This window comes from Akkermansiaceae bacterium (assembly GCA_024233115.1).
Classification (GTDB): Bacteria; Verrucomicrobiota; Verrucomicrobiia; order Verrucomicrobiales; family Akkermansiaceae; genus Oceaniferula.
This window is the reverse complement of sequence record JACKQB010000001.1, coordinates 687,524-712,035: the sequence shown is the minus strand read 5'-3', so window position 1 is coordinate 712,035 and position 24,512 is coordinate 687,524. Positions and strand designations below refer to the sequence as shown.

Below are 24,512 nucleotides of genomic sequence, written 5' to 3'. Positions count from 1 at the left end.
CATTATGAAAGCACACATCATGCTACTCTGCCTGTCATCTATAGCAGCCGCGCTGACTGCGGCGCCGCAGGGCACGATCGACGACACCCGGCCCATCCGGAACTGGAACAAACTCGCCAACGGTGTCTATACCGCCGTGGTCGGCGATGAGAAGGACATCCGCCGCTACAGCGACCTGGCCGGCGCCCCGCCAAAACTCGACACCCTCAACAAGCTCCCCGACACACCCCTCGCCAAGGCTTTGAAAAGGGCGCGCTACCGCATCAGTAAGGACCACAAACTCATGGTGCGCATCCCGACCGAACACGGCGAAAAAATCTACGGATACGGCATCCAGTTTGACAACACGATGAAGAGCGGGCAGATCGTCGAGCTCAAGGTGGACCACTTCAACAAAGGCGGCGGCGCCACCCACGCGCCGGTTCCCTTCTACATCTCCAGCAAGGGATACGGCGTGTTTTTCAACACCGCCAAATACATCAAGATTTACAACCAGATCGGCAACCGCAGGGACTCCGCGAACAACCCGCGTGAAGTCGACCGCAACCCGCCGGCCGACGAAAAACAACCCGGCCCCTGGCTGGCCGTCCCCCCCGGGGATGCCATCGAAGCGCTGATTCATGGCGACGGCATGGAGCTCGTCGCATTCACGGGCACCAGCCACCAGGATATCGTCGCCCGCTACAACCTCTACAGCGGCGGCGGCGCCATGCCGCCACTCTGGGGATTGGGATTCTGGCACCGCACACCGGCGCAATACTCGGCCGCCCAGACCACCCGGGAAGTCGCGGAATTCAAGCAGCACAACATCCCGCTCGATGTCATCGGCCTGGAGCCGGGGTGGCAAAGCAAGTCATACCCCTGCACCTTTGAGTGGCAGAAAAAACGCTTCCCCGATCCCGCCGGCTTCACCCGGCGACTGCTCGACGACGGCATCCGCCTCAACCTCTGGGTCAACCCCTACGTCTCCCAGCACGCCCGCATCTACAAGGACCTCTACCCGCTCTCCGGCTCTCACATGGTCTGGCTGGGTATCGTCCCGGACTACACCCTGCCGGCGGCCCGGAGGATATTGTTAGAACAGCACAAGTCGGACCATTTCGACATCGGTGTCTCCGGCTATAAAATCGACGAGGTCGACGGCTATGACTTCTGGTTATGGCCGGACCACGCCACCTTCCCCTCCGGCACCAGTGCGGAAACCATGCGTCAAAGCTACGGCATGCTGATGCAGAAAATGCTCTATCAGGAGCTGTTCCGCAAAAACAACCGGCGCACCTACTCACAGGTCCGCGCCAGCAATGGAGCCGCGTCGAACCACCCGTTTGCCATCTATTCGGACTCCTACAAACACAGCGAGTACATCACAGGGCTGTCGTCCGCCAGCCTCTGCGGCATCCTCTGGTGCCCGGAGATACGCAGCGCCCGCAACAGCCGCGAGTGGATCAACCGGATGCACACCGTCTGTTTCTCCCCCATGGCCCAGCTCAACGCATGGGCGAGCGGCACCAAACCATGGAGCTACCCGGACGCCACCGATGCGATACGCCGCACCATCCAGCTGCGGATGAAGCTGCTCCCCTACCTCTACACCGCCTTCGCCGACTACAACTTGCACGGCATCCCGCCGATCCGCTCGATGTTGTTAGAGAGCAACCAGGCCAAGGCGCAGGTCAAGGAGCAGCAACGCAAACTCGACGGCGAGACCGATCCCTACGCCGATGGTTTTCACCAGAAAATCTCCGAGGACAACACCATGTTCATGTTCGGCCCCGACATCCTGGTCGCCCCCTTCCACAACGACGCCACCCAGCGTGAAGTCCAGCTTCCCGAGGGAAACTGGTATGATTTCCACACCGGCAAACTCGCTGGCAAGGGCGGCAAAATCACCGTCACCAGCAAACAGACCCAGGACCTTCCCCCGCTCTTCGTCCGCGAGGGTGCCCTCATCCCCATGCTTACCCAGGCCGTCAACCGCACGCGGGACCTTGTCGGCTCGGACATCGAGATCCGGCACTACGGCGGCCAGGACGGCACCTGCCTGCTTTACGAGGACGACGGCACCAGCTTCGACTATGAAAAAGGCGCCTACACCCTGAGGGAATTCTCGGTCAAGGCGGGCAAGCTCTCAGAGCGTTACCTGCACAAACAATCGCAAGCGGTCTACGCGGCGGTCACCCTGCGCAAGATGATGGAAAAGTAGCCGATTGCATGAATCGGATCTGTTAGCCCTGGGTGGAACCCGGCTGGAACGCTGCAATGGCCTGCACCACTTCTTCCACCATATCCGTACATAACAGATACTTGGCATACTCCCGTCCCTCTGCAAGCTGGCTGATACACTCGAAGAGCATCGTGTCCTGGCGGTAGCGTTTTTCACCCAAAAAGATCATGGGGCTGATCACATCAAAGGTCACGTAGTGGTTCTGGGTGGCGTCCATAAAGATCTCCTGGGTCGTACCGGCACTGCCGGGCGCGAAGATCACCCCGTAAGTGGCAATGGCCAGCAAACCGTCTTCGCGGATACTGTTGGAAAAATACTTGGCGATATGACGGGAGAACAAATTGGTCGGCTCGTGACCGTAGAACCACGTTGGCACGGCCAGGCTGGCACTACCGTGGGGATGCAGATCAATCACCGCTTGCGCGTGTTTCATAAAACCATCATCGGTAAAAACGGGGGACCTGCCGAGAATGGCAAGCGCCTCGTCAAGCGCCTCATCGGGCGCATTGGCCAGCCACGCACCCAGGTTCGCCGCCTCCATGGTCCCCGGACCACCTCCGGAGGCGATGAAATACCCCATCCGGGTCAAGTCACGCGTGATCCGGGCCACTTTCCTGTAATAAGGGTCTGTGCGTGGCGTGCCGTGCCCCCCCATGACGGCGACCACTTTCTTTTTCTCACCGTGGTCACCGCCACCATCTAACAAATCATGCAAGGCATCATCAACCGCATGGTCGTGAATCCTCTGGGCCAGGGCCTCAAGCACGTCGGGACGATTCCTGCCCTTGTCGTGGAAGTGGTCGTAGATCCGCTTGTCCAGGCTATTGTCGACCGCTGGTGTCCAGCCCTCCATCAGCTCCTCCCGCGAGTAGAGGGTATGCCGGTTGGCATGGTATGGAAGCCCGGGGATACGGGGATAGATCAACGCCCCTCTGTGGCGCAGTATCTCCAGGTCGAGATGATCGGGAAAGAGGCAACCGAGGAAAAAAGCACCCTGGCACTCGACCGTCTCCCAATGGATCGGCACCTTGGTCAAATCCAGGCCCTGAACAACGGCATGATTAAGCTTTCCCTTTTGTCGGTAGATCTCTGCAAGGGTGTCGATTTCCCGGATCGTGGCGTTTTTCATACAATCAAACGAATTAGATGGCAGATTTCTTGAGGATACCCACAAACGGCAGGTTACGGTAGCGGCCTTTATAATCAAGCCCATACCCCACCACAAATTCATCACCGATGACAAAGCCTGTGTAGTCGGCCTCCATCACCAGGTCACGCGGGATGTCCTTGGCTAACAACACACAGGTTTTTACTTCAGTGGCGCCCTGTTGTTTCAATTTCTTCATCACCGCATCCAATGTCCGCCCCGTATCGAGGATGTCGTCGAGCAACAATACCGACCTACCGCTTACCTCGGGCAGGGATTTATCGAGAAACGACACCTCACCGCTACTTTCGGTGCCGCCATGGTAACTCGCCACATTGAGACATTCAATCTCCATGGGCAATGGCACCCGGCGCAGCAGGTCGGCCATAAACAGAATCGCCCCCTTGAGCAAAGCCACCACCACGATCGGTTTGCCTTCGAAATCCGTCGTCACTTTTTCAGCCAGCAAATCCAGGCGCTTCTGGATCACGTCCTCATCTATCAATACCTTCTCAATGTCACCGTGCATACGCGGATGTTAACTCCTAAGCCCTAAACTCCAAATACCAAATACCTCATATTGGGGGTGTCCACAAGCCGCCCTGCCGCCCTGACCGATGGCTGCCGAAAAAACTTCTGTGTTTTCCGTGTCTTCCGTGGTTTAAAAAGCCCATGCCAAGCCAAGTCGTCAGCCTCCTTCAGACCCTGATCCGAATCCCCAGCGTCAACCCCGACTGCTCACCTGACGGGACCGGTGAAGCCGCCATGGCTGATTTTGTGCAAAACTACCTCGAGGAGATCGGATACACCGTCGCCCAGGAAGAAGTCCACCCCAGGCGACCCAATGTGATCGGCCGCTGCCCCTACTCCGGTGACGGCGAGGATCCGCGCCCCCGCATCCTGCTCGCCCCGCACCTGGATACCGTCAGCATTGCCGGAATGGATATCGACAGCTTCGGTATGATCCATAACGACCGCATACTCGGTCGCGGGGCATCCGACACCAAAGGCCCGATGGCATCGATGTTGCAAGCCCTCAACCACTGCAAAGAGCTCCTTCCCGGGCTTGCTGTGGCGATCGATTTTGTCGGCTTCATGGGTGAGGAAGCCTCCCAGCACGGATCCAAGCACTTTGCCAGGCACCACGCCACTGAATACCAGTTCGCGATGGCGGGTGAACCCACCTCCCTCGAGATCGTCAACGTCACCAAGGGATCGCTCTGGGCCACCCTCAGCGCCACCGGCAAGGCCGCGCACGCTTCACAACCAGAGCTGGGCGACAACGCCATCCTCAAACTTGTCCGCGCACTCGACCTTCTTGAAAAAAAGCTCACTCACAAGCTGGCTCAATACACCCACCCGGTCCTTGGGGGTTCGACACTGAACGTGGGGACCATCACTGGAGGAAAGCAGCCTAACATCGTCCCCGATTTCGCATCATGCCAGATCGACATCCGGACCACCCCGGCCCTCTATGATGACTCCGGAGCCTTGCATCTGGTTGAGCGGGTTATCGCCAAACAAAAACTCCCCATCAAGGTGGTCAATCCCCATGAAAACCCCCCGATGGATGTCCCGGCCGGGCACCCATGGATCCAACGTTTGCAAAAGGCCAACCCCGGATCAAAAACCGTCGGTGCCCCGTGGTTCTCCGATGCCGCCCACCTCAATGCCGCAGGTATCCCGTCGGTCTGTATCGGCCCCGGCTCCATCGACCAGGCCCACACCAAGGATGAGTTTATTAAAATCAAAGACCTGGAGGATGGAGTGGTTTATTTTGAGAATTTGATCCGGTCGTTAGGGACCGCTTCCTGACCCTCCCTATCCTGCCGACAGCTTGCAAAGCTGTCCTACTTTTTCTTCCGCTTACCCCCCTTCTTAAGCCTCTGGGCCTCGCGGTTGCGATGGTTTTTTTCCTGCTGGCGAAACACCGGAACCAGCTGGAACTCCATCCATTCAAAGGCGGCTTCAAGGCCCTGCTCCTCATAGATCCTGCCGATCAGCGCTTCGACGGAAGTGGCATTGCCGATGTTGCGGAGGAAGTCGTTCGAGGTGCAGCGGATAAACATCTCACCATCCATCCTCCCCTGCTCCCTGAGGATGAGTCGACGCATAAAAAGCGCGAGCACGGCATCGCCGACCCACGCTTCCTCACGTTCACGCATCAGCTCTTCATCCATTTTCTTCGGTGCGGCCATCTACTGTTTTTAAGTTTTAAGTTCTAAACTCGAAATTCCAATGCCTGGAGCCGCCATCGAGGCGAATGCATTCCCTAATAACTAATAACGATTAACCGACAACTACCCCTTCTTCCTGTCCATCACATCCCTGAGGGCGGATTCGGATTCCGCATCCCAGTAACCACTGCCCAGCTCCATGAAAACCGAGGAATACGGCAGCGCGGTCCGGGTCTTGATCACCAGCACACGGTAGGTCTTGGTGGCATCGTTGAGCATGCGCATCAGCATGGCATTATCGAGCTGCACCGTCTCCCTGCCATGGAGAGCTATTTTCAACTGCTTGCGGTAGTTTTCGATGCCAGGGGCGTAATCGTAGGGAACGCTGGCTATTTCAGAGGTGACGTATAAACGGGGTTTGACGTGATGTTTTTCCTCGATCACCAGCTCGACCCCATCGACGATCTCGGGAATATCCCCGTCAATCTGGACCACACGCAGACCCCGGCGGCTCTGGATCGGGAAAGCCGCCTCGGCGACAACAATCCAGTTGCGCGCGCCCAGGTAATTGAGCTCATGGCGCAAGGTCCCAATCCACGGCTGGGTGGATTCGGATGTGCTACTGCACCCCGCTAGAGCAACGAGAAGAACGAGGGCAGGAATGCGGGTAAAATACGGCATGGTTCGCAGGGAGTTACGCGGCGGCTCAGACTAGCGCGGCGCTCTCCCGGTGTCAATAACAGGTGCCTGGGCATCGTGGGTGCGGGCAGGATGCCCACGCTCCCTTGTTCACATCAGCTGGGCTCCGGCTTCAGCCAACGGGCTGCGCTCACCCCGGGAGAGGGTGACGTGGGCGGTGAAGGTCTGGCCTTTTAATCGATTCCTGGTAAACACGAGGCCGTTGCTCCGACTGTCCACGTAGGGGTTGTCGATCTGTGCCGGGTCCCCCAAGAGCACCAGTTTCGAACCACGGGACATCCGGGTGACCACGGTTTTAGCCTCCTGGGGGGTCAACTGCTGGGCTTCGTCCAGGATGAAAAACCGATTCGGTATCGATCGGCCCCGGATGTAACAAAGGGCTTCGATTTCAATGATCCCGCGTTCGATCAGCTCATCATAGGGTTTGCTTGCGCCTTCGTTGATGTTGTCCTTTTTCTGCTGCTTGCGACGCGGCCCCTGGGGGGTGGTGGGCTGCATCAACAAGTCGAGCGCATCGTAGATCGGTTGCAACCACGGCCTCATTTTATCATCAAGGCTTCCGGGCAGGAACCCTAACTGGTCGCCCATGGATATGACGGGCCGACTGATGGTCAGGCCGTTGTAACGCCGGTTAAACATTTCATGCAAGCCAGCGGCGACGGCTACGAGCGTTTTCCCGGTTCCGGCCTGGCCGTAACAGGTGACCAGTGAAATATCGGGGTTGAGCAATGCGTCGATCAAGCATTTCTGCCCGAGGTTAAGAGGCTTGAGATGATGTCCGTCAGGAATACGCAAGACCTCCGGAATCTGTAGTCGGACAAAGGTGCCATTCGCATCAAGACGGGCAGGCATTGTTTGTTTCTCACCAGCTTTCAGCAGGACATACTGGTTGAGTACGATCTCCTTGCGGCGCGGGTGCTCTAACTCCAACTCACCCGAGCTGGCGAAGCGTTGCAGTTCTAACGGGTCCACATCCACGCAGCGCATATCGTAGCTGCTGATCTCGACCGGATCGACCTTGTCGTTGAGGTAATCCTCGCACTTGATACCTACGGCGCGCGCCTTGAGCTGCATATTGAGGTCTTTGGTCACCAGGACGACAGGTGCGGAATTGTGCTCCATCAGTAAGACGGTGGCCGCCAGGATACGGTGATCCACCCGTTCGCGGTCCGGGAACACACGCAGAAACTGACCAAGCTCCTCCGAGTTTTTCTCACAGAAATCGGGATCGTAAATCACCAGGCGGATGGTCCCGCCGCCATCGGTGGGCACCCCGCTGGTCACGGCATCACCAGAGGCAAATATCTCGGTTAGCTTACGGTGAACCTGGCGGGCATTGGCACCACGTTCACTTTGCTCCCCCTTGAACTTGTCGAGTTCGGCAAGAACATCCACAGGGATGCAAATATGGTTTTCCTTGAACTGGTTGAGACATCCTGGATCGTGCAACAGCACGTTGGTATCGAGGACAAAATTCTTTGCTAAACTGGACGGTGCCTTGAGACCGAATTCCTGGATACGTGACTTCCTCACACTGGATGGTTTCTTTCTTGGGTTATCAGGGACAGCCGGGTTTTCCGTAAAAAGGCGGGCTTGCTCAGGGTGGTTAGGTTGAATCATGGGGTTGGTGGTTAACGACGGGCAAGTGGCGGGTGAATCTGTTGTACGCAACGGCAGCCCACTTCAACGGCAGTTGGGTAGTATCACTAAGATGTGATTTCAAACGGAGTGAGGATGCAGCCAGGATTCCGGGGTCTCCAGATCTCCCAACGCAGGTTAGGATTAAATTCCCATTCGTTCGTAAATGGTCGTATAATTTAATTATCAAGATACCCAAAGTATCACCTATCGCCCACTGCATGGCAATCATTATTTTACTGGTCCTGCGCAAGCCGTTGTCTGGCCACCTCCGCCTGCAATTGATCATACCTCACTTTCCCCAGCGGGCTGCGCGGAATATTTTCTAACAAACAATAACAATCGATGCGCTCGACAGGCTTACAGCTTTGGTTGTATTGCCCGATGAGGTGGTGGCCGTCGATCGCCTGGTCAGAGCACAGCACCAACCGGCTACCCCGGCGGTGGTCAGCGCAGGCGATCACGATAAGTTCACCGCTCGGCATGTTCACCGGCGTTGCCAGCCTGCGTGCGGTGGCCGCCAATGTTGTTTCCACCTCCGCCAGGTTGACTAGCTCCCCAAGGATCTTCACACAGCGGTCCGCCCGGCCGAGGATACGCAGCGCGTTGTTGCGCAGCTCGACGATATCGCCGGTGGCAAACCAGCCGTCGGTTTTGGGATCGGACATCCGGAAGCCACCGTGCCCGGACGAGACATAGGCGCTCAGCAGAGCCTCCCCCTTGAGCATCAGCCGTCCCTTTTCTGTCACCCTGGACTGCCAGCCCGGCAGGATGTTGAGCTCCCGGCCACCCGGCTGCGCGGTCGCCACCTGGGAGCAGGTTTCGGTCATGCCGTAAGTTTCCATCACGGGCCATCCGAGTTCGGCGGCCTGCTGATAGACCGCGTCATCGAGACGACCTCCACCAATCAAAACAGCCCGCAGTCCGGGTGGCGCCTGTTTTCCGGACTGCACAAGATCGAAGAGTTGTGTCGGTACCAACGAGGAAAGTGTCGCGTTCCCAGAGCAGGCGAGGTCGTGGTAAACGTGTGGGTTCCATTTCCCTTCCATCCGGATGACTTCACAGTCTGCAAGATAACAGCGCGCCAGTATCCCCATACCACCCACATGGAATTCCGGGAGTGCGAGCAACCAGCGGTCGGCAGGGCATGCCGACAGATGTTGGTTGACCATCCGGGCGGATGCGAGCAGGGCACCACGGGAAAGGGCGACCCACTTGCCGTCACCTGTTGAGCCCGAGGTGGCAAAGAGGATGTGACCTGACAGCCCGGGGATGTTTTCCGCCCAGCGTGCGAGCAAGCCGGCCTCACCCTGCGCAACGGCATCGAGGGGATTGGCCATCACCCGGCATGGGTCTGATTGCCAGAAGGAGGCTGATGTCATTTCAGGGGTGTCCATGGCAATGCCGCTAATAATTCATCAAAGCCCAGGCCTGTTCCCGCCGCCGGGTGAAAAGAGGGCTCCGGCTTGCCGAGCGCTTCGGTAAACGCATCCGGCTCAAACAAACCGTGGGTCACCAGACCGCATGTGCTGACCAGACTCCCATGTGACTTCCTGGCCACAGCTGCCTCCCAGGCAGCAAAACTCTGCCCTAACGGGTGATCCATATAGCTGGTGAAGACCACGCGTTTTCCTTCCTCTGCTGCGCGAGCAAGCAGGGGTTCCGGGATGTTGCGTGCCGGTTTGATCACCGCGATACCGTAGCCACCACAGACATCCTCGACTTCGCGATCCACCGCCACCGGGATATCATAGGCTGCCAGCGCGTCGACCCACGGGCTGGTGTTAGGCAGGTAGGCGTCTTCGATAAAATCGATCTTTTGGCGGACCTCATCACCCAGCGTGCCCAGGAATACCGCTACGGATTCCGGACTTTGCGTGCCGTTAAAATCGAGTCTCCATGCAAGGTGGGGAAACTGCCCGGCATACTCGCGGATGAAGGCTGCCTCCTGGGCCAGGTGCCTGCCCACCTTGAGCTTGGCTATCTCAAAACCCGCCTCTACGGCGGACCGCACAGCCGCATCGTCGGTCGTCAGAGTGGCATGGCTTTCGGGCACGACCAGTCCATCAAACAGGCTGATGGCATCGCGCCGCGCCGCGCCATCCATTTGAGCGCAATACCAGGCGCGGCGGGCCAGAGGTGTTGGTTTGCCAGACGCCAGGAGAGCCAGCGTCCGGTCCAGGTCCTCATCCCCCAGTTCCGGCCACGGGTGGATGCACGCATATCCTCCGTCGACCCTGATCAAGGCACCATGATGCTCACACCGGGTGGACCCGGCATTCAATGATGTCTTGCTGCGCAACGCATACCGATGGATGGAGATGGGATGGCTGGGGATGGATGGATTCATTTCTACTAGACACAGGCGTTCAGGTGGAATGCAACCGCAAAAAGAATCAGCTGTAGCGCGGAGATGGCGAGAAACTTGTTATAGATCACCCCGGGGGAATGTTTGCAGAGTCCCTGGATGATCAACAGGCCCAGAATGAATGCAGGCAGGAAACAGAGCAGTTTGGGGTCGGCATCAAACAAGGTGATGGCACAAACATAAGCTGTGACCGTCATCACCCTGACAAGGTTCACTGAGGCGGCACGCCCCCATTTGACGGCCAGGGTGTTTTTTCCGTTAGACCGGTCTTCATCCACATCACGGAGGTTGTTGACGGATATCAGGACAGCGGACAAACATCCGATGGCCAGCCCCAGAATGGCGGCCTCCCGATACCAGACTCCAGTTTGCACAAAAACCGTTCCCATCACCGCAACCAGTCCAAAAAACAGGATCACAAACAACTCCCCCAGGCCTTTGTATGCCAAGGGCAGCGGTCCCCCCGTGTAGCCGTAGGCCAGGTAAAAGGAGGGCAAGGCAATCGCGATCATCGGCCAGCCACGCGCCACGAACAAGGGATAACCAAAGGCTGCCGCCAGCAACAAACAAACCATCGCCGTGATATAGACGGTATGGCGCGACAGCTTTCCTGAGGCGGTTGCCCTGACGGGACCCAGCCTGGCCCCGGTATCGGCGCCCTTGTCCGCATCGATTGCGTCGTTGAAAAAATTCGTCGCGATCTGGATCCAGACCGCCCCCATCACCGTGTAAAACGCCAACCACCCGTGCCACGTGCCGGTGAGATGGAAGGTCAGCACGCAACCTACCCACACCGGCACAATGGCGGCGGGTAGTGTTTTGGGTCGGGAGGCGAGGATGAACGACTTCATGGGCGCACAGCAATAAAACCCGGAATGGGGCTTTCCTCCGAGGAAAAAATAAGGCAAGGAGTGCTTATGGAGCTCATTCTTTCCACGGCTGTGACCTTGTTTATCGTCTTGGACCCCTTTGGCAACCTCGCCATGTTTCATACCGTGCTATCGAACACCCCCGAGGAGCGCCGCCCCCGCATCCTGGTCCGGGAGCTGCTGATCGCCTTGCTGGTGCTGATGTTGTTTCTGTTCTGTGGCCAGCCCTTGCTTCATTTTCTCCGGCTCGAACAAGCCACACTGCTCTTATCAGGCGGCGTGATCCTGTTTCTCGTTTCTCTCGGGATGGTCTTCCCGTCCAAATCGGTTCTCGGAGGGGACAACGATGAAGAGCCCTTTATTGTGCCGCTGGCCATCCCTTTGGTCGCCGGCCCCTCAGCCCTGATCCTGCTGCTCATCCTCGCCAAACAATACCACGATCAAATAGGCATGATCGCCATCGCCACATTCTCGGCCTGGTTGGTGGCTGCCGTCATTTTGTTAGCCTCGCCCTTTTTCATGCGCTTCCTGGGCAAAAAAGGGACCCGTGCACTGGAACGACTGATGGGGATGCTGCTGGTCATGATTTCCATACAGATGTTCATGGACGGACTGGCGGGCTATCTTGGGGAGCTTTGACAGCCTGGCAGGCCGGCGAGCGGGTAAGGATTCAAGCGGGTGCCCCGTATTTCCCGTTGTCACCGACTCACATGTTTACATCGGCACTTTTAGAGCTAGACTGGGGCCATGGTTTCCAAACGAGTCATCTTCGAGGGTCGGGTCCAGGGTGTGGGGTTTCGCTACGCCGTGAAGCAGATCGCCATGGGTTTTGATGTCGCCGGGACCGTCAAGAACCTGCCCGAGGGCAGCGTCGAACTCGACCTCATGGGTGAGGAGGAGGAAGTGGAGGAATTTCTCAAGGAGATCATCGAGGAAAGCAGCATGGCCCACTACATCAAGGACGTGCACATCCGTGCTATCCCCCACCTGGAAAACATCCAGGGGTTTACCATTACATCCTAACGGAACATGACAACCCAGTGGGAATACATGACGCTGCGTTTTCCTGTCGGTGCCGGTAGCCGGTCGGCAGACATCGAGCTACAGGAAATCGCCGACCACCTCAACGCCCGGGGACGTGACGGCTGGGAGCTCGTCAGCACCGAAAGCCTGACCGGGCTCCAAGGCCAGACGATGTATCTTCTCGCCCTGTTGAAAAGACCCAGACGGTGATTACGCCAGATTGGTAAACACCGACTGGACATCATCATCTTCCTCCAGCTTGTCGATCAGGACTTCCACCTCCTCGATCTGGGCTTCTGTTAGCTCGACCGGGCTGTTGGCGATGCGTTGGAGGTTGGCTTTGAAATTCTTGATACCCAGGTCTTCACATGCCTTGGTAAGCTCCCCGAAGCTGGTGAACTCGCCGTAGACCACCACCCGGTCGTCCTGCACATCCATCTCCTCGAGACCGAAGTCGATGAGGTTCAGCTCCAGTTCCTCCAGATCGAGCCCCTCGGGTTTTTCGAATTCGATGACTGATTTGCGGGTGAACATAAAGTCGAGAGAGCCGCTGTTAACAACCTGCCCGCCATTCTTGTTGAAAATCATCTTCACATTCGCCACGGTGCGGGTGCTGTTATCAGTGGCACATTCCACCCAAAGCAGCGAGCCGTGTGGACCTTTGCCCTCGTAGCTGATCTCATCGTAGTCGGCGGCGTCAGCTCCGGTGGCACGCTTGATGGCCTTCTCGATATTGTCCTTCGGCATGTTCTGGGCCTTGGCGTTGTTCACCGCCGTCTTCAGGGCCGTATTCGAGTTAGGATCGGACCCACCGGCCTTGGCAGCCATCGTGATGATTTTTCCCAGTTTAGGATATAGTCGGGACATCTCGCCCCAACGTTTTTCTTTTCCTGCACGGCGTGCTTCAAAGGCTCTTCCCATGGTATGTATGATTGGTAGTTGAATAAAATGTTTCGGCGGGCAAAAAATAGAGGATTTCCGCGCAGGCTCAAGCTTTCATTGCGCAAGCGATGGCATCGGTCATTTCCTCGTGCTCCCACAGCAACTTACCAGCGGCATGTCGGGGCAGCACCACACCCTTCAGTCGATGTGTCCTTATATTCAATATAAGTTTTTAATAATTCACGCTTTACAATTAAGAGATTTTATAATAATGAATAACCCACAGCCAAAACAACCCCTGTTTTTTATGAAAAAGCCCCCACGAGCCACCCATATCGCAGTTCTCCTCAGTACTGTGCAGCTTTCATGGCTAACAGCTGTCGCTGCTCTTGCACTTGCCTGGTCGCCCAACGCACATGGCCAGGCCGTCAAGCTCGACTTCACCAATGTGACAACGGCAGCGGATGGTTACGACTCGGAGTATGGTCACGGCCCATCCCACAGCAGCTCGGTCATCTATTTTACAAACGTCGCTACTGTGGGCGGAACATCGATCGACATGCGGGCCACCGCGACGATCCTGGACAAGAACTATGCCTTCGAGGGGCACTTCGCCAACTATAGCCAATCGTCAAGCCAACTGTCTGGTGACCTTGGAAGCAAATACACCGCCAATGCGCTCGGTATCGGGCGTCTCCAGTATGAGCTGGATTTTTACGTAGGGGGAGGAACATTCACCACGCCATACGCCATCTCGGAATTTGACCTGCTGGTCTACGATGTCGATGGCGAGGAGAGGTATAGCAAAGTCGAGCAATCGGAATCACTCAGTGCCTACACCCCGGACGGTCTGTACTGCTACCGGCTTGCCGACAATATTAACAGCGTCAAGGCTTCGCCGATCTCTGACGGCATCCGCTTTGATGGCCCCGGCTACAACCTCAGCTCGACGGATACCACCGCCGCTGTGCTGCTGACATACAAAAACAGCAGTCATGTGAAGCTGGTGTTCGAGTCAAACACATTCTCCGGAACCGTACCCAATCCTGTGTTCCAGGCAATTGATGGCGACAGCAGTATGCTCAAGGGGGATTACAGCAGCTTCGACACACCTGTCATCGTTCCAGAACCATCCGCTGCGGCATTGCTGGCCGTGACCGGGCTATTCACTCTTGGCAGGAGAAGGCGTGTCTGATCGTTTTTAAAACGGCAGCCCTGCCTCCCCCGGGAAGCCCTTTGCCGGACATCCGTTCCCGCCGCTTGTTACAGCGCCTTGATCAGCCTCTTTACATCCATGGTGTATTCGTCGCTATCCTCGCCGAGGCAGGAGTCTTTTTCCGCACCATATTTCAGAAACAGGGCGGCCATTGGCTTGTTGCGTTTCAGGACCGACGCCCAGAAGGTTTTGATGCCCCGTTTCTGTGCCACGGCGGCGAGTTCGGCTAACAGGAAACGGGACATGCCGAGTCGGCGGACCTTTTCCCCGACAATAAAGGCCACCTCCGCGGAGTCGCCCGAGGGGTCGCGGTAAAAACGTCCCACCGCGCAGATTTCCTGCCGGTAATCGTGTTCGGCGAAGAGGGCCAAAGCGATGTCCGAGGTTTGGTCCACCGAGGTCATCTTGTAGGCCGACTCATTGTTCAACCTGTCTTTGGCGTGGCCGTAGCGCATGTTCACGGTTTCCTCGGTATGCGAGTAGAAAAACTCCTGCAAGGCCCGGGTATCGCTCGGGTGGAGAGGTCGGAATATAAAACCCCTGTTCTTGAACGTCACCCGGCGTGATTCCACTTCGGCGCTGGCATCCGTGATCCCGGTGGGGGTGACGTTATAAAACTTGGGAATCCACCCCCACTTGTGGGCATCCTCCAATAATCCCTCCCGCTGGTCCGGATGGGCCACCTCGACCATGTTAAGCACTCGCTCGCGGATACTCCGGCCGCGCAAACGGGCAATACCATATTCAGTGACCACGTAATGGACGTCCCCCCGGCCTGTGTTGACACCACTGCCCGGTTTGAACCCTGATACAATGCGGGAGTGTTTACCATCATCTGACATCGAGGTCAGGACTATGAGGGGCTTGCCTTTTTTGCTGTGCCCGGCACCGCGGATGAAATCCTGGGTGCTGCCCATGCCTCCGTAGAAACGATGCCCCCGGGAGTCGCGCACCACCTGCCCAGTCAAATCCACCTCGTAGGCACCGTGGATGGCAACCATGCGATGGTTCTTCTGGATACGGGCGACGTCGCCCACCCAGTCGGAGCTCTGCATTTCCAGCATGTCGTTGCCATCGACAAAATCGTAGAGTTTTTTCGTTCCTAACACATTGGAACACACCACTTTGCCAGCGTGGTATTTTTTCATCGAGTTGTCCACTGCACCACACTCGATGAGTGCCATCATCGCATCGCTGAACAAACCGGTGTGGATGCCCAGGTGTTTGTGTTTTTTCAGTGCGGCAAGAACCACCTGCGGGGTGTTGCCTAGCCCGGCCTGGATGGTGGACCCGTCCTCGACAAGCTGGGCGGCGTACTCCGCCGCCTTGAGTTGGGCTGCCCGTGCTTTGTCCCATATCAAGGTCGGCAGCGCCTGCCCGGCTTCGAGATAGTAGTGGATTTTCTTCGCGGACAATCTCGCTGCACCACCGGTCCGCGGCATGGCGGGGTTGATCTGGGCAACGACACATCGGGCTACCTTGACCGCCGCTTTCACCACGTCCACGGATACACCGAGCGATACATCACCATCGCTATCCGGCGGACTGACTTGGATCAATGCCACATCCACCGGCAGGAGATGGCTCCCAAACATGGTGGGGACATCCGACAAGGGACAGGGGGTGTAGTCAGCCCGCCCAGCTGCCACCGCTTGTTGGATCGCCGGGGTCAGGAAAAAAGTGTTGGTCCGTAGCGAGCCGTCGTATTTTTTAGCCACCCATGGCATTTCACCGATGGTATGGATGTGGGTTAACTCGACATCGCGAAAATCCTCCGATGCATTGAGCATGGAATCGACCACCGCAAACGGCACGGATGCTCCACTGCCGATAAAGACCCGGCTTCCAGGTCGGACAATTTGTTTCCAAGCCTCTGATGTCAACGGTTTCACGATGAGAACCTGCCACATCAAACGCTGACTAGAAAGCCTGAACAAACGTTTGGTTTGTTATTTCCTGCTCTTTTTTTGCTCACCAATCCATTCTGGATTGAACTAACGTCATCAGGCTCTATGGTGTAGGCGATAGTATAGCCGCTGTGCACGCCATCGTTGCCATGCCCACAAAATCGTCCAACCCCGTACCGAGTACCATTGCAAATACCGTCGCCCAACGCGATGTCGTGTTTGAGGTCGAGGGCATTACCAAAGTCTATCATCAGGGTGAGGTGGAGGTTCACGCACTGCGTGGCATCGACCTGCAACTGTTTTCGGGCGAGTTTCTTGTGCTGTTAGGACACTCGGGAAGCGGCAAATCAACCCTGCTCAACATCATGGGAGGACTGGACACCCCCACCGAGGGCAGCGTCCACTACTGCGGCAAAAACATCACCCGTTTTGACGAACGGGACCTCACCTACTATCGGCGCGAGCATGTGGGTTTTGTTTTCCAGTTCTACAACCTCATCCCCAGCTTGACGGCGAGTGAAAATGTCGCGCTGGTCACGGATGTCGCCGGGGACCCGATGGATGTCGCCGATGCCTTGGAACTGGTGGGACTGGGGCACCGGCTCAATCATTTTCCTGCCCAGATGTCCGGGGGGGAGCAGCAGCGCGTTGCCATTGCCAGGGCGATCGCCAAAAAACCCAATGTCCTGCTCTGCGATGAACCGACAGGTGCCCTGGATGTCAAAACGGGTGTAGCCGTTCTCGAAGCCATCGATAACGTCAACCGCACACTCGGAACGACCACCGCCATCATCACCCACAATGCCGTGATTGCCGGGATGGCCCATCGCGTCGTCTCTCTAGCAGACGGCCGCATTGTGCACACTGAAAACAACGGTCATCGTGTACCCGCATCCGACCTGAACTGGTAAACCACCAACGGCGATGAAAGCACTCAATAGAAAACTGCTTCGCGACCTTTCCTCGATGAAAGGCCAGGCCTTGGCGATCAGCTCGGTGGTAGCCTGCGGGATCGCTGTTTTTGTGATGTCGATGACCACACTCAGATCGCTTTCCGAGGCCAAGGAGCGCTATTACGCCGACAACCGCTTTGCAGAGATTTTCACGGCACTCGTCCGGGCCCCCACGCACATCGCGGAGCGGGCGGCGCTGATCGATGGCGTCGCCGCAGTTGATCATCGGGTCATTGATGCCATCACTCTCGATATGCCGGGTATGTCCGAGCCTGCCAGTGGTCAGGCCGTGTCGCTCCCGGTCCGCCCCAACTCCGGACTAAACCAGATTCATCTTCTATCAGGACGTCGCCCAGAAGCCACACGCGCGGGCGAGGTCGTCATCAGCGAGCCCTTTGCCGATGCCCACATGATCAGGCTGGGGCAAGAACTCTCCGCCACGATCCGTGGTCGCCGACAACACCTAACAGTGGTCGGCATCGCCCTGTCGCCGGAGTATCTGATCCAGGTGCAACCCGGCAGCATGTTTCCAGACGACAAACGCTTCGGCATTTTCTGGATGAGCCGGCGGCAGCTCGCGGCGGTCGCCGATATGGAAGGTGCCTTCAACCATTTATCTCTAACCATTTCCAAAGGAGCCAATGAAAACGAGGTCATCAGGGAGCTGGACTTCCTGCTCAAACCCTACGGAGGGACGGGGGCGATCACGCGACACAACCATCAATCGGCCCGCTTCATCGAGGACGAACTCAAAGGGCTCAAGACCATGGGCATGATCCCGCCGATGATTTTCCTCTCCGTGGCGGCCTTCCTGCTCAACATCTCGCTACGCCGGATCCTTGCCATGCAGCGTGAGCAAGTGGCGGCGTTGAAGGCGTTTGGCTACACCCATTTTGAAATCGGCTGGCACTACACCAAACTCACCTCGGTGATCGTGTTGCTGGGCTCTGTCGTCGGTTGCCTCTTTGGCACATGGATGTCCAGCGGTATGATCTCGATGTATAAAGCCATCTACCGCTTTCCTGTCATCGAAGTATCTCCCGGACTCAATGTCTACCTGGGAGCGCTCGCCATGGCTCTCGCAGCGGGATTCCTTGGCGTTGTAGGAGGAGTGCGTGCCACGATCAAACTCCCCCCTGCTGAAGCCATGCGCCCAGCACCTCCGGCAAGCTACAAGCCTTCATTGTTAGAACGTATCGGCCTCCGCTCTTTGCTCTCTCAACCCGCCCGTATGGTGGTTCGGGAAATAGGTCGCCACCCGGTGAAGTCGATGTTGACCTCACTCGGCATCGCTTTTTCGTGCGCCATCCTGATTGTGGGAAATTTTGGCAAGGACTCGATCGATTACCTGATCGATCTCCAATACGGCACCGCCGAGCGCGATGATGCCCGGGTCCAGTTTGTCGATGCCATGCCCGCACGTGCAATCACTGAGCTGGAGCATGTGGCTGGTGTCATCAAGGCCGAGCCATTCCGCATGGTGGCGGCACGATTACGCCATGGACAACGAACCAAACAGCTCGGCATCACGGGCATTGCCGAGGGGCAGGACTTGTTCCGTCTGCTCGATCAAGACAAGCAGGTCATCCCGGTGCACGGAGGCGGAGTCATCATCTCAACAATACTGGCAAAAATCCTCCAACTCAAGGTCGGCGACTGGGTGCAAGTGGAGGTTCTCGAGGGAGAGCGTCCGATACGCCGGGTCCGCGTCTCCGGTTTGGTGGCGGATTTCACCGGCACCGCGGCCTACATGAGCCTAACATCTCTCAACCGACTGCTCGGAGAGGGCAGGGCGGTATCCGGCGCCTATCTTATTCTGGACGAACGCCACGAAGACGAGGTATTTACTACCCTCAAAGACAAACCTGGTGTCGCTGGCATCTCGTTGAAAAAAGTCACCATCAAGAGCTTTATGGACACCTTTGCTGAAAACCTCCTGCGCATGAGGCTATTCAACATCTTTTTCGCATCCGTCATTGCCATCGGCGTGGTTTACAGCAGTGCCAGGATCGCATTTTCAGAACGAAGCCGTGACCTGGCGACCTTGCGGGTGATCGGACTAACAAGAGGTGAAGTATCAGCCATCCTGCTGGGCGAACTTGCCGTCATCACCCTGTTGGCCATTCCTGTGGGGCTTTTCATTGGCTATGGCTTGTGCCTGCTCATGGCCAAGGCCATGGAAACCGAGCTCTACCGCATGCCCTTTGTCATCCACCCCTCGACCTACGGATTCTCCGCCATTGTCATCCTCTGTGCCTCCGCCGTTTCAGGTCTGATCGTCCGGCGTAAAATAGACCAGCTCGATATGGTCACAGCCCTCAAAACTAGCGAATGAATTCCTCCCCAAAAAACAACTCCACCAGCACCAGGCTACGAAGCCTGATGCGTTCACTCAAATGGCTGGTTCCATTGGCGATTGTTGTCGGGCTGGTATCCCTGGCATTTATGCCAAAAGCCATTGAGGTCGACCTTGGTACCGTCGGACAAGGTGCCATGACCGTAACGATCGACGACGACGGAGAAACGCGCGTCCGCGATCGATACACCATCTCGACGCCGCTGACGGGACAGCTCCAGCGCATCTCCCTGAACCCCGGAGACATCATCAATAAGGGGGATGTGCTCGCCATCATCAACCCGGTTGCCCCGGGGCTGCTGGACCCGCGTGCGCGACGGCAGGCCGTGGCGCAAGTCAACGCCGCCAAAGCGGGTATCGACAGCGCCACAACGCAGTGGGAAGCCCGCAAGATGGAGGCTGCCCAGTTGGAAAAATCCTACTTGCGCAACCAATCCCTCCATAACAACGGCAGCGTCTCCGATGCGACCTATGAGCAAATCGAAAGCGCCTACCTCGCCGCGAAACACGCACGTGAAGCCGCCAGGTCAGCGGTAGCCATCGCAGAATTCGAGCTCAAGCTCGCCGAGGCGGCACTGCTTCATTTTGACGAGACTAACAACAATGACGACGACGCTACTTTTATCATCCACTCCCCCGTTGATGGCCAAGTGCTGCGGGTTCATGAAAAAAGCAGCCGCAGTCTGCAACCGGGGATTCCCCTGCTGGAAATCGGCAACCCCAGGGAGTTGGAGATACGGATTGATGTGCTCTCCCAGGATGCTGTCAGTATCCTGCCCGGGCAGCAAATCATCATCCGGCATTGGGGCGGCACCCCCGCCCTCCACGGCCGCGTTCGTCTGGTAGAACCCTCGGCTTTCACCAAGGTCTCGGCTCTTGGCGTCGATGAACAACGGGTCAATGTCATCGCTGATTTTGAAAAACCCGACACCATCCCTGACTCGATAGGTGACGGCTATCGCGTTGAGGCGGGTATCATCATTTGGGAAAGCAAGGATGCCCTGAAGCTTCCCGCAGGGGCTTTGTTTCGCCACGGCAAGAACTGGGCGGTTTATAAAATCGAGGGGCGGCGCGCCCGACTCACCACCGTCGAAATTGGCCGGAACAATGGTGATTCCGCCGAAGTCCTTACCGGCCTCGATGCCGGTGACCAGGTGATTCTGCATCCAAGCGACCGCATCGAAGACGGCACCCTCATCAAACCAAGATCATGAAAACAATCCAACTCACGTCCATTACCCTGTGTGTATTACTCAGCGCCTGCAAACCGGTGGGGCCCGACTACCAAGGCCCACCCAAGGTCGGGCATGCCGCGAAGTTCAGGGGCGGCGGCAGCAGACCTGTTAGTCTTGACAAATGGTGGCGCAAGCTCGGCAGCTCCGAGCTGAACCGCCTGGTCGACCAAGCCTTGGAAAACAATCACGACATCGCCATCGCCGGGCAGCGCATACGTGAAGCCCGGGCACTCCGAAAACAGGCAGCCAGTGCCATCCTGCCGCGGGCTGATGCCAGCACCTCATACACACATACCAGCCTGTCCAGTATGCCCGGCCTCGATTCCTTCGGTACCATGGCCGGAGCTGGCTTTCTGGACAGCTCACTGAAATACTGGAGTGCCGGTATTGATGTCAGCTGGGAAATCGATGTCTTTGGCGGAGGTAAAAGAAAAATCCGTGGCGCCAAGGCGCGGGAGCAAGCCGCCCAGGAAGCTCTGCATGCCACCCGACTCGCTATCGCCGCCGAGGTCACTGAAACCTATTTCACCATCGCAGGAATGCGTGAGCAGCTCGCCAAGGTGAATGCACAGGTCAAACTCCAGCAATCGCAAACCAATGACACCAAACAACGCCTTGCCGCCGGTGCCAGTAGTCGATTGGACTTCGACCGCGCACGCGCACGGCTCGCGATGATCCAAGCAAACATCCCACCTCTCGAAGCCGGCATCGTTACCCAACTCCGACGCCTCTCGCTTCTGTTAGGTATCCAACCCGGTGCCCTGGACGGGCGTCGCGTCGCCGCCCGGTCCCTGCCTGCCTCGCTACCCATGGTGCGCACGGGACTTCCCGCCGACTTGATTCTGCGCCGACCCGATGTGCGCATCGCAGAACGTGAGCTGGCAGCCGCAACCGAGGACATAGGTGTGGCGGTATCCAGTTTTTATCCCAGATTTTCCATCGGCGGCGGTCCGGCCAATGTCAGCAGCTCGTCCGGCAATCTATTTAACCCCTCCGACTTTTTCTGGCAATACAGTCCGCAAGTACGGTGGTCACCATTTACAGCCGGCTCGAACAAAGCGGCTCTCGAAGCTGCCAATGCCCGGCAAAAAGCCGCCATGCTGCGCTATCAGAAATCATCGCTCGCCGCAATTGGCGAAGTGGAATCCAGCCTGGCCAACCTCCACTCAGAAACACGCAAACTCGCCATCGTGCAACGTGCCCGGGCCGCCACCGCGTCAGCTGTCAAACGCATTCAAAGCAACTATGAGGCAGGCGCTACCGATCGCATCGATGTACTCGTCGAAGAAGAGCGCTTGCGCGAGGTCGAAATCACCGAGATCAGGGTAAAAAGCCAGATGATGCAACTCTGGATACGCCTCCATAAAAGTCTCGGTGGTGGGTGGAATTAGAAACGCTGTACCAAATACTCTTTTATACCTTGAACGAAATCCGATCCTAGGGCGTATTTCCTTCATCAGATCCATAGAATGATGAAGAATATACTCTATCTACTCCTCGCCTGCCTAACAAGCACCCTCGCCCTTGCCGGGAACGCCACATCCCTTTGGTTCAAAAAGCCAGCCAAGACCTGGACGGATGGTCTGCCGCTTGGTAATGGCCGGATCGGCATGATCCCCTTCGGCGAAACTGACAAGGAAACCATCGTCTTCAATGAAGACAGCATGTGGAGCGGCTGGTTCGAACCGAAGAACGACCGAGAAGGCTCCTATGAGACACTCAAAAAACTTCGCAAGCTCATCAAGGAAGATGCACCTCAGTCGGAGATCAAAAAAGTCGCCATGGAATTCTGTAGCCTCCATGGCTACGGAAAACCCGACTTCGGAGCCTACCAATCGTTTTGTAATGCCAACATCGACATCGGCCACGACCTCAACAATGTCAGCGAATACCGTCGTAGCCTCGATCTCAACACGGCTGTTTCCCACGTCAGCTACCTCCACCAGGGCACGCACTACCAGCGTGAATACTTCTGTTCTTATCCTGACCAGGTTTCCGTAATGCGCTTTACTGCCGATAAAAAAGGATCGATCAACCTGACCTTCGGACTTTCATCCCTGCATAAAAAAAGCCAAGTGACCGTCGAGGGGAATACCCTGGTTGTTACAGGCGAAATCGATACCGGCACGCCCGGCAAGACAGGCATGAAATTCGAAGCCCGCTACCAGTTTCACCCCCAAGGCGGCAAGGTCACCGCTGTGAACGATGCCTCTGCCTTGAGAATCGAAGGCGCCAATGCACTCACCGTCATCATGACCGGCGCTACCAACTACCGACTATCCATGGAAGCCCGGTATCTAGGCTCATCACCGAAGAGCAAAAACACAAAAACACTATCCGACATCAAAGGAAAACCCTACCCCGCCATCAAAAAAGATCACGTTGCCGACCACCAGAATCTCTACCAGCGCGTTACCCTGCAAATCGACGGCAACGACCGATCCAAGCTCCCCACCGATGAGAGACGCAAGGCCTACGCCAAAGATAAAAACGACCCCGGCCTTGAAAATCTCGTATTCCAATACGGTCGCTACCTGATGATAGCGTGCTCCCGACCCGGCTCAATGCCAGCCAATCTGCAAGGGCTCTGGAACATCTCCAACACCCCCCCATGGAATGGCGACTACCATCTGAATATCAACATGCAGATGAACTACTGGCCTACCGACCAGTGCAATCTATCAGAATGCTTTGAACCTGTCATCCGCTGGACGCGTGATCTACAGAAAAACGGAGAGAAATCCGCGAAAGTTCATTACAACGCCCGCGGCTGGGTGGCCCACCATTCAGCCAACGTCTGGGGATACACACCTCCGGGGCCTAACCGTGGCATCCACATGTTGGAGGCCGAAAGCGCCGCCTTCCTTTGCCAGAATATCTGGGACCACTACGCATACACCCAGGACCAAACATACCTCAAGGAAGTCGCCTGGCCGATCCTCAAGGGCGCCGCCGAATTCTGGGTCGATAGCCTCCAGACGAGCAAGGAGGGCCACCTCGTTGCCTCACCCAGTTTTTCCCCGGAATGGGGGCCTCTCTCCGATGGTGCCTATTACCAGACCATGATCATCTGGGAGCTGTTCACCAATTGCATTGAAGCAACCGACATTCTCGGCACCGACCAAGCATTGGCAACCAGGCTCAAAGAACTGAGAAGCAAACTCCAGCCACTCAAAATCGGAAAATACGGCCAGCTCCATGAGTGGCGACAGGATAAGTATGAAGAAGGCATCAACAAAAAACAGCACCGCCACATGTCCCATCTCTGGGCCGTCTACCCAGGTCGCCAGATCATCAAAGGACGCGACCAAAAACTAACAGCCGCTGCCGAACAATCGATGAACTACCGGGGCGACGGCGCCACCGGCTGGAGCATGGGCTGGAAAGTCAACATCTGGGCACGTTTCCACGATGGCAACAGGGCGCACAAGCTGATCAACAACTTTATCAGCAGTCGGGTCTACGACAACCTCTGGTGCGCCCATCCACCGTTTCAGATTGATGGTAACTTTGGTTACACCGCTGGCGTGGCCGAAATGCTTGTGCAAAGCCACGGCGTCAAAATCCTGCTCCTGCCCGCCCTGCCAGACCGCTGGAAGACAGGCTCCGTCAAAGGCCTCAAAGCGAGGGGGAATATCACCGTCAATATGGATTGGGAAAACGGAAAACTCAAAAGCGCGGAACTTCTTTCACAGCACGATCAATCGGTGGATGTCGTCATCGAAGGCAAGACAAAAACCATCAAGCTCACAGCCGGCCGCGCCGTATCGCCTCTTCCATAAGCTCAATCGACTGCTTACCCGGGTTTCTATCGCAAT

General features: G+C 56.9%; 21 protein-coding genes. 11 read left to right on the top strand and 10 right to left on the bottom strand.

What is annotated here, in order from left to right; translation table 11 throughout:
* The first annotated feature begins 4 nt into the window (after positions 1–4).
* On the top strand, positions 5–2,203 hold the full coding sequence (locus H7A51_02985; GenBank protein ID MCP5535182.1) for a DUF5110 domain-containing protein: 2,199 nt from the start codon (positions 5–7) through the stop codon (positions 2,201–2,203).
* A 22-nt stretch (positions 2,204–2,225) separates the two neighbouring features.
* Here H7A51_02985 and H7A51_02980 read toward each other — a convergent pair whose 3' ends face one another.
* Positions 2,226–3,353 (bottom strand): hypothetical protein, encoded by a 1,128-nt coding sequence (locus tag H7A51_02980; GenBank protein MCP5535181.1) that lies wholly within the window; start codon positions 3,351–3,353, stop codon positions 2,226–2,228.
* Between the two features lie 13 nt (positions 3,354–3,366).
* Complete coding sequence (gene hpt / locus H7A51_02975; GenBank protein MCP5535180.1) at positions 3,367–3,900, bottom strand: hypoxanthine phosphoribosyltransferase; 534 nt, start codon at positions 3,898–3,900, stop codon at positions 3,367–3,369.
* A 143-nt stretch (positions 3,901–4,043) separates the two neighbouring features.
* Here hpt and H7A51_02970 point away from each other — a divergent pair, with 143 nt between their 5' ends.
* On the top strand, positions 4,044–5,186 hold the full coding sequence (locus H7A51_02970; protein ID MCP5535179.1) for a M20 family metallopeptidase: 1,143 nt from the start codon (positions 4,044–4,046) through the stop codon (positions 5,184–5,186).
* A 35-nt stretch (positions 5,187–5,221) separates the two neighbouring features.
* On the opposite strand, the gene H7A51_02965 is transcribed toward H7A51_02970, so the two are convergent.
* From H7A51_02965 to menA, 6 genes are all read right to left on the bottom strand, one after another.
* The gene (locus H7A51_02965; GenBank protein ID MCP5535178.1) at positions 5,222–5,551 is read right to left on the bottom strand and encodes a hypothetical protein; all 330 of its coding nucleotides are present in this window, start codon (positions 5,549–5,551) and stop codon (positions 5,222–5,224) included.
* 120 nt (positions 5,552–5,671) lie between these two features.
* Complete coding sequence (locus H7A51_02960) at positions 5,672–6,229, bottom strand: hypothetical protein (protein ID MCP5535177.1); 558 nt, start codon at positions 6,227–6,229, stop codon at positions 5,672–5,674.
* Between the two features lie 108 nt (positions 6,230–6,337).
* Positions 6,338–7,867 carry a PhoH family protein gene (locus H7A51_02955; protein MCP5535176.1) on the bottom strand — a complete coding sequence of 510 codons (1,530 nt, stop codon included), beginning with the start codon at positions 7,865–7,867 and terminating at the stop codon, positions 6,338–6,340.
* A gap of 254 nt (positions 7,868–8,121) precedes the next feature.
* Positions 8,122–9,282, bottom strand: a complete 1,161-nt coding sequence (locus H7A51_02950; GenBank protein MCP5535175.1) for an AMP-binding protein — start codon at positions 9,280–9,282, stop codon at positions 8,122–8,124.
* Positions 9,264–10,235, bottom strand: coding sequence for a hypothetical protein (locus tag H7A51_02945; protein ID MCP5535174.1), 972 nt, complete (start codon positions 10,233–10,235; stop codon positions 9,264–9,266). The genes H7A51_02950 and H7A51_02945 overlap by 19 nt, the downstream gene beginning before the upstream one ends.
* Positions 10,236–10,240: 5 nt before the next feature.
* Positions 10,241–11,104: a 1,4-dihydroxy-2-naphthoate octaprenyltransferase gene (gene menA, locus H7A51_02940; protein MCP5535173.1), complete on the bottom strand. Its 864-nt coding sequence runs from the start codon at positions 11,102–11,104 to the stop codon at positions 10,241–10,243.
* Between the two features lie 66 nt (positions 11,105–11,170).
* On the opposite strand from menA, the gene H7A51_02935 reads away from it, so the two are divergent.
* From H7A51_02935 to H7A51_02925, 3 genes are all read left to right on the top strand, one after another.
* Entirely contained in the window at positions 11,171–11,761 is a 591-nt protein-coding gene (locus H7A51_02935; GenBank protein ID MCP5535172.1) for a YhgN family NAAT transporter, read from the top strand.
* Between the two features lie 108 nt (positions 11,762–11,869).
* A complete protein-coding gene (locus H7A51_02930; GenBank protein ID MCP5535171.1) occupies positions 11,870–12,145 on the top strand; it encodes an acylphosphatase in 276 nt (91 codons plus the stop codon).
* Positions 12,146–12,151: 6 nt separating this feature from the next.
* On the top strand, positions 12,152–12,355 hold the full coding sequence (locus H7A51_02925) for a DUF4177 domain-containing protein (protein ID MCP5535170.1): 204 nt from the start codon (positions 12,152–12,154) through the stop codon (positions 12,353–12,355).
* Here the strand turns inward: H7A51_02925 and H7A51_02920 are convergent, their stop codons facing one another.
* Complete coding sequence (locus H7A51_02920; GenBank protein MCP5535169.1) at positions 12,356–13,066, bottom strand: YebC/PmpR family DNA-binding transcriptional regulator; 711 nt, start codon at positions 13,064–13,066, stop codon at positions 12,356–12,358.
* A gap of 268 nt (positions 13,067–13,334) precedes the next feature.
* Here H7A51_02920 and H7A51_02915 point away from each other — a divergent pair, with 268 nt between their 5' ends.
* Complete coding sequence (locus tag H7A51_02915) at positions 13,335–14,222, top strand: PEP-CTERM sorting domain-containing protein (protein ID MCP5535168.1); 888 nt, start codon at positions 13,335–13,337, stop codon at positions 14,220–14,222.
* A gap of 68 nt (positions 14,223–14,290) precedes the next feature.
* On the opposite strand, the gene H7A51_02910 is transcribed toward H7A51_02915, so the two are convergent.
* Positions 14,291–16,135: a GNAT family N-acetyltransferase gene (locus H7A51_02910; GenBank protein ID MCP5535167.1), complete on the bottom strand. Its 1,845-nt coding sequence runs from the start codon at positions 16,133–16,135 to the stop codon at positions 14,291–14,293.
* 164 nt (positions 16,136–16,299) lie between these two features.
* On the opposite strand from H7A51_02910, the gene H7A51_02905 reads away from it, so the two are divergent.
* The 5 genes from H7A51_02905 (at position 16,300) to H7A51_02885 (ending at position 24,476) form a co-directional block, all read left to right on the top strand.
* A complete protein-coding gene (locus tag H7A51_02905) occupies positions 16,300–17,061 on the top strand; it encodes an ABC transporter ATP-binding protein (GenBank protein MCP5535166.1) in 762 nt (253 codons plus the stop codon).
* A gap of 13 nt (positions 17,062–17,074) precedes the next feature.
* Positions 17,075–19,438 (top strand): FtsX-like permease family protein, encoded by a 2,364-nt coding sequence (locus H7A51_02900; GenBank protein MCP5535165.1) that lies wholly within the window; start codon positions 17,075–17,077, stop codon positions 19,436–19,438.
* Positions 19,435–20,673 carry an HlyD family efflux transporter periplasmic adaptor subunit gene (locus H7A51_02895; GenBank protein MCP5535164.1) on the top strand — a complete coding sequence of 413 codons (1,239 nt, stop codon included), beginning with the start codon at positions 19,435–19,437 and terminating at the stop codon, positions 20,671–20,673. The genes H7A51_02900 and H7A51_02895 overlap by 4 nt, the downstream gene beginning before the upstream one ends.
* Positions 20,670–22,085 carry an efflux transporter outer membrane subunit gene (locus tag H7A51_02890; protein ID MCP5535163.1) on the top strand — a complete coding sequence of 472 codons (1,416 nt, stop codon included), beginning with the start codon at positions 20,670–20,672 and terminating at the stop codon, positions 22,083–22,085. Before H7A51_02895 ends, H7A51_02890 begins: the two co-directional genes overlap by 4 nt.
* Positions 22,086–22,166: 81 nt before the next feature.
* Positions 22,167–24,476, top strand: coding sequence for a glycoside hydrolase N-terminal domain-containing protein (locus tag H7A51_02885; GenBank protein ID MCP5535162.1), 2,310 nt, complete (start codon positions 22,167–22,169; stop codon positions 24,474–24,476).
* Positions 24,477–24,512: the final 36 nt, after the last annotated feature.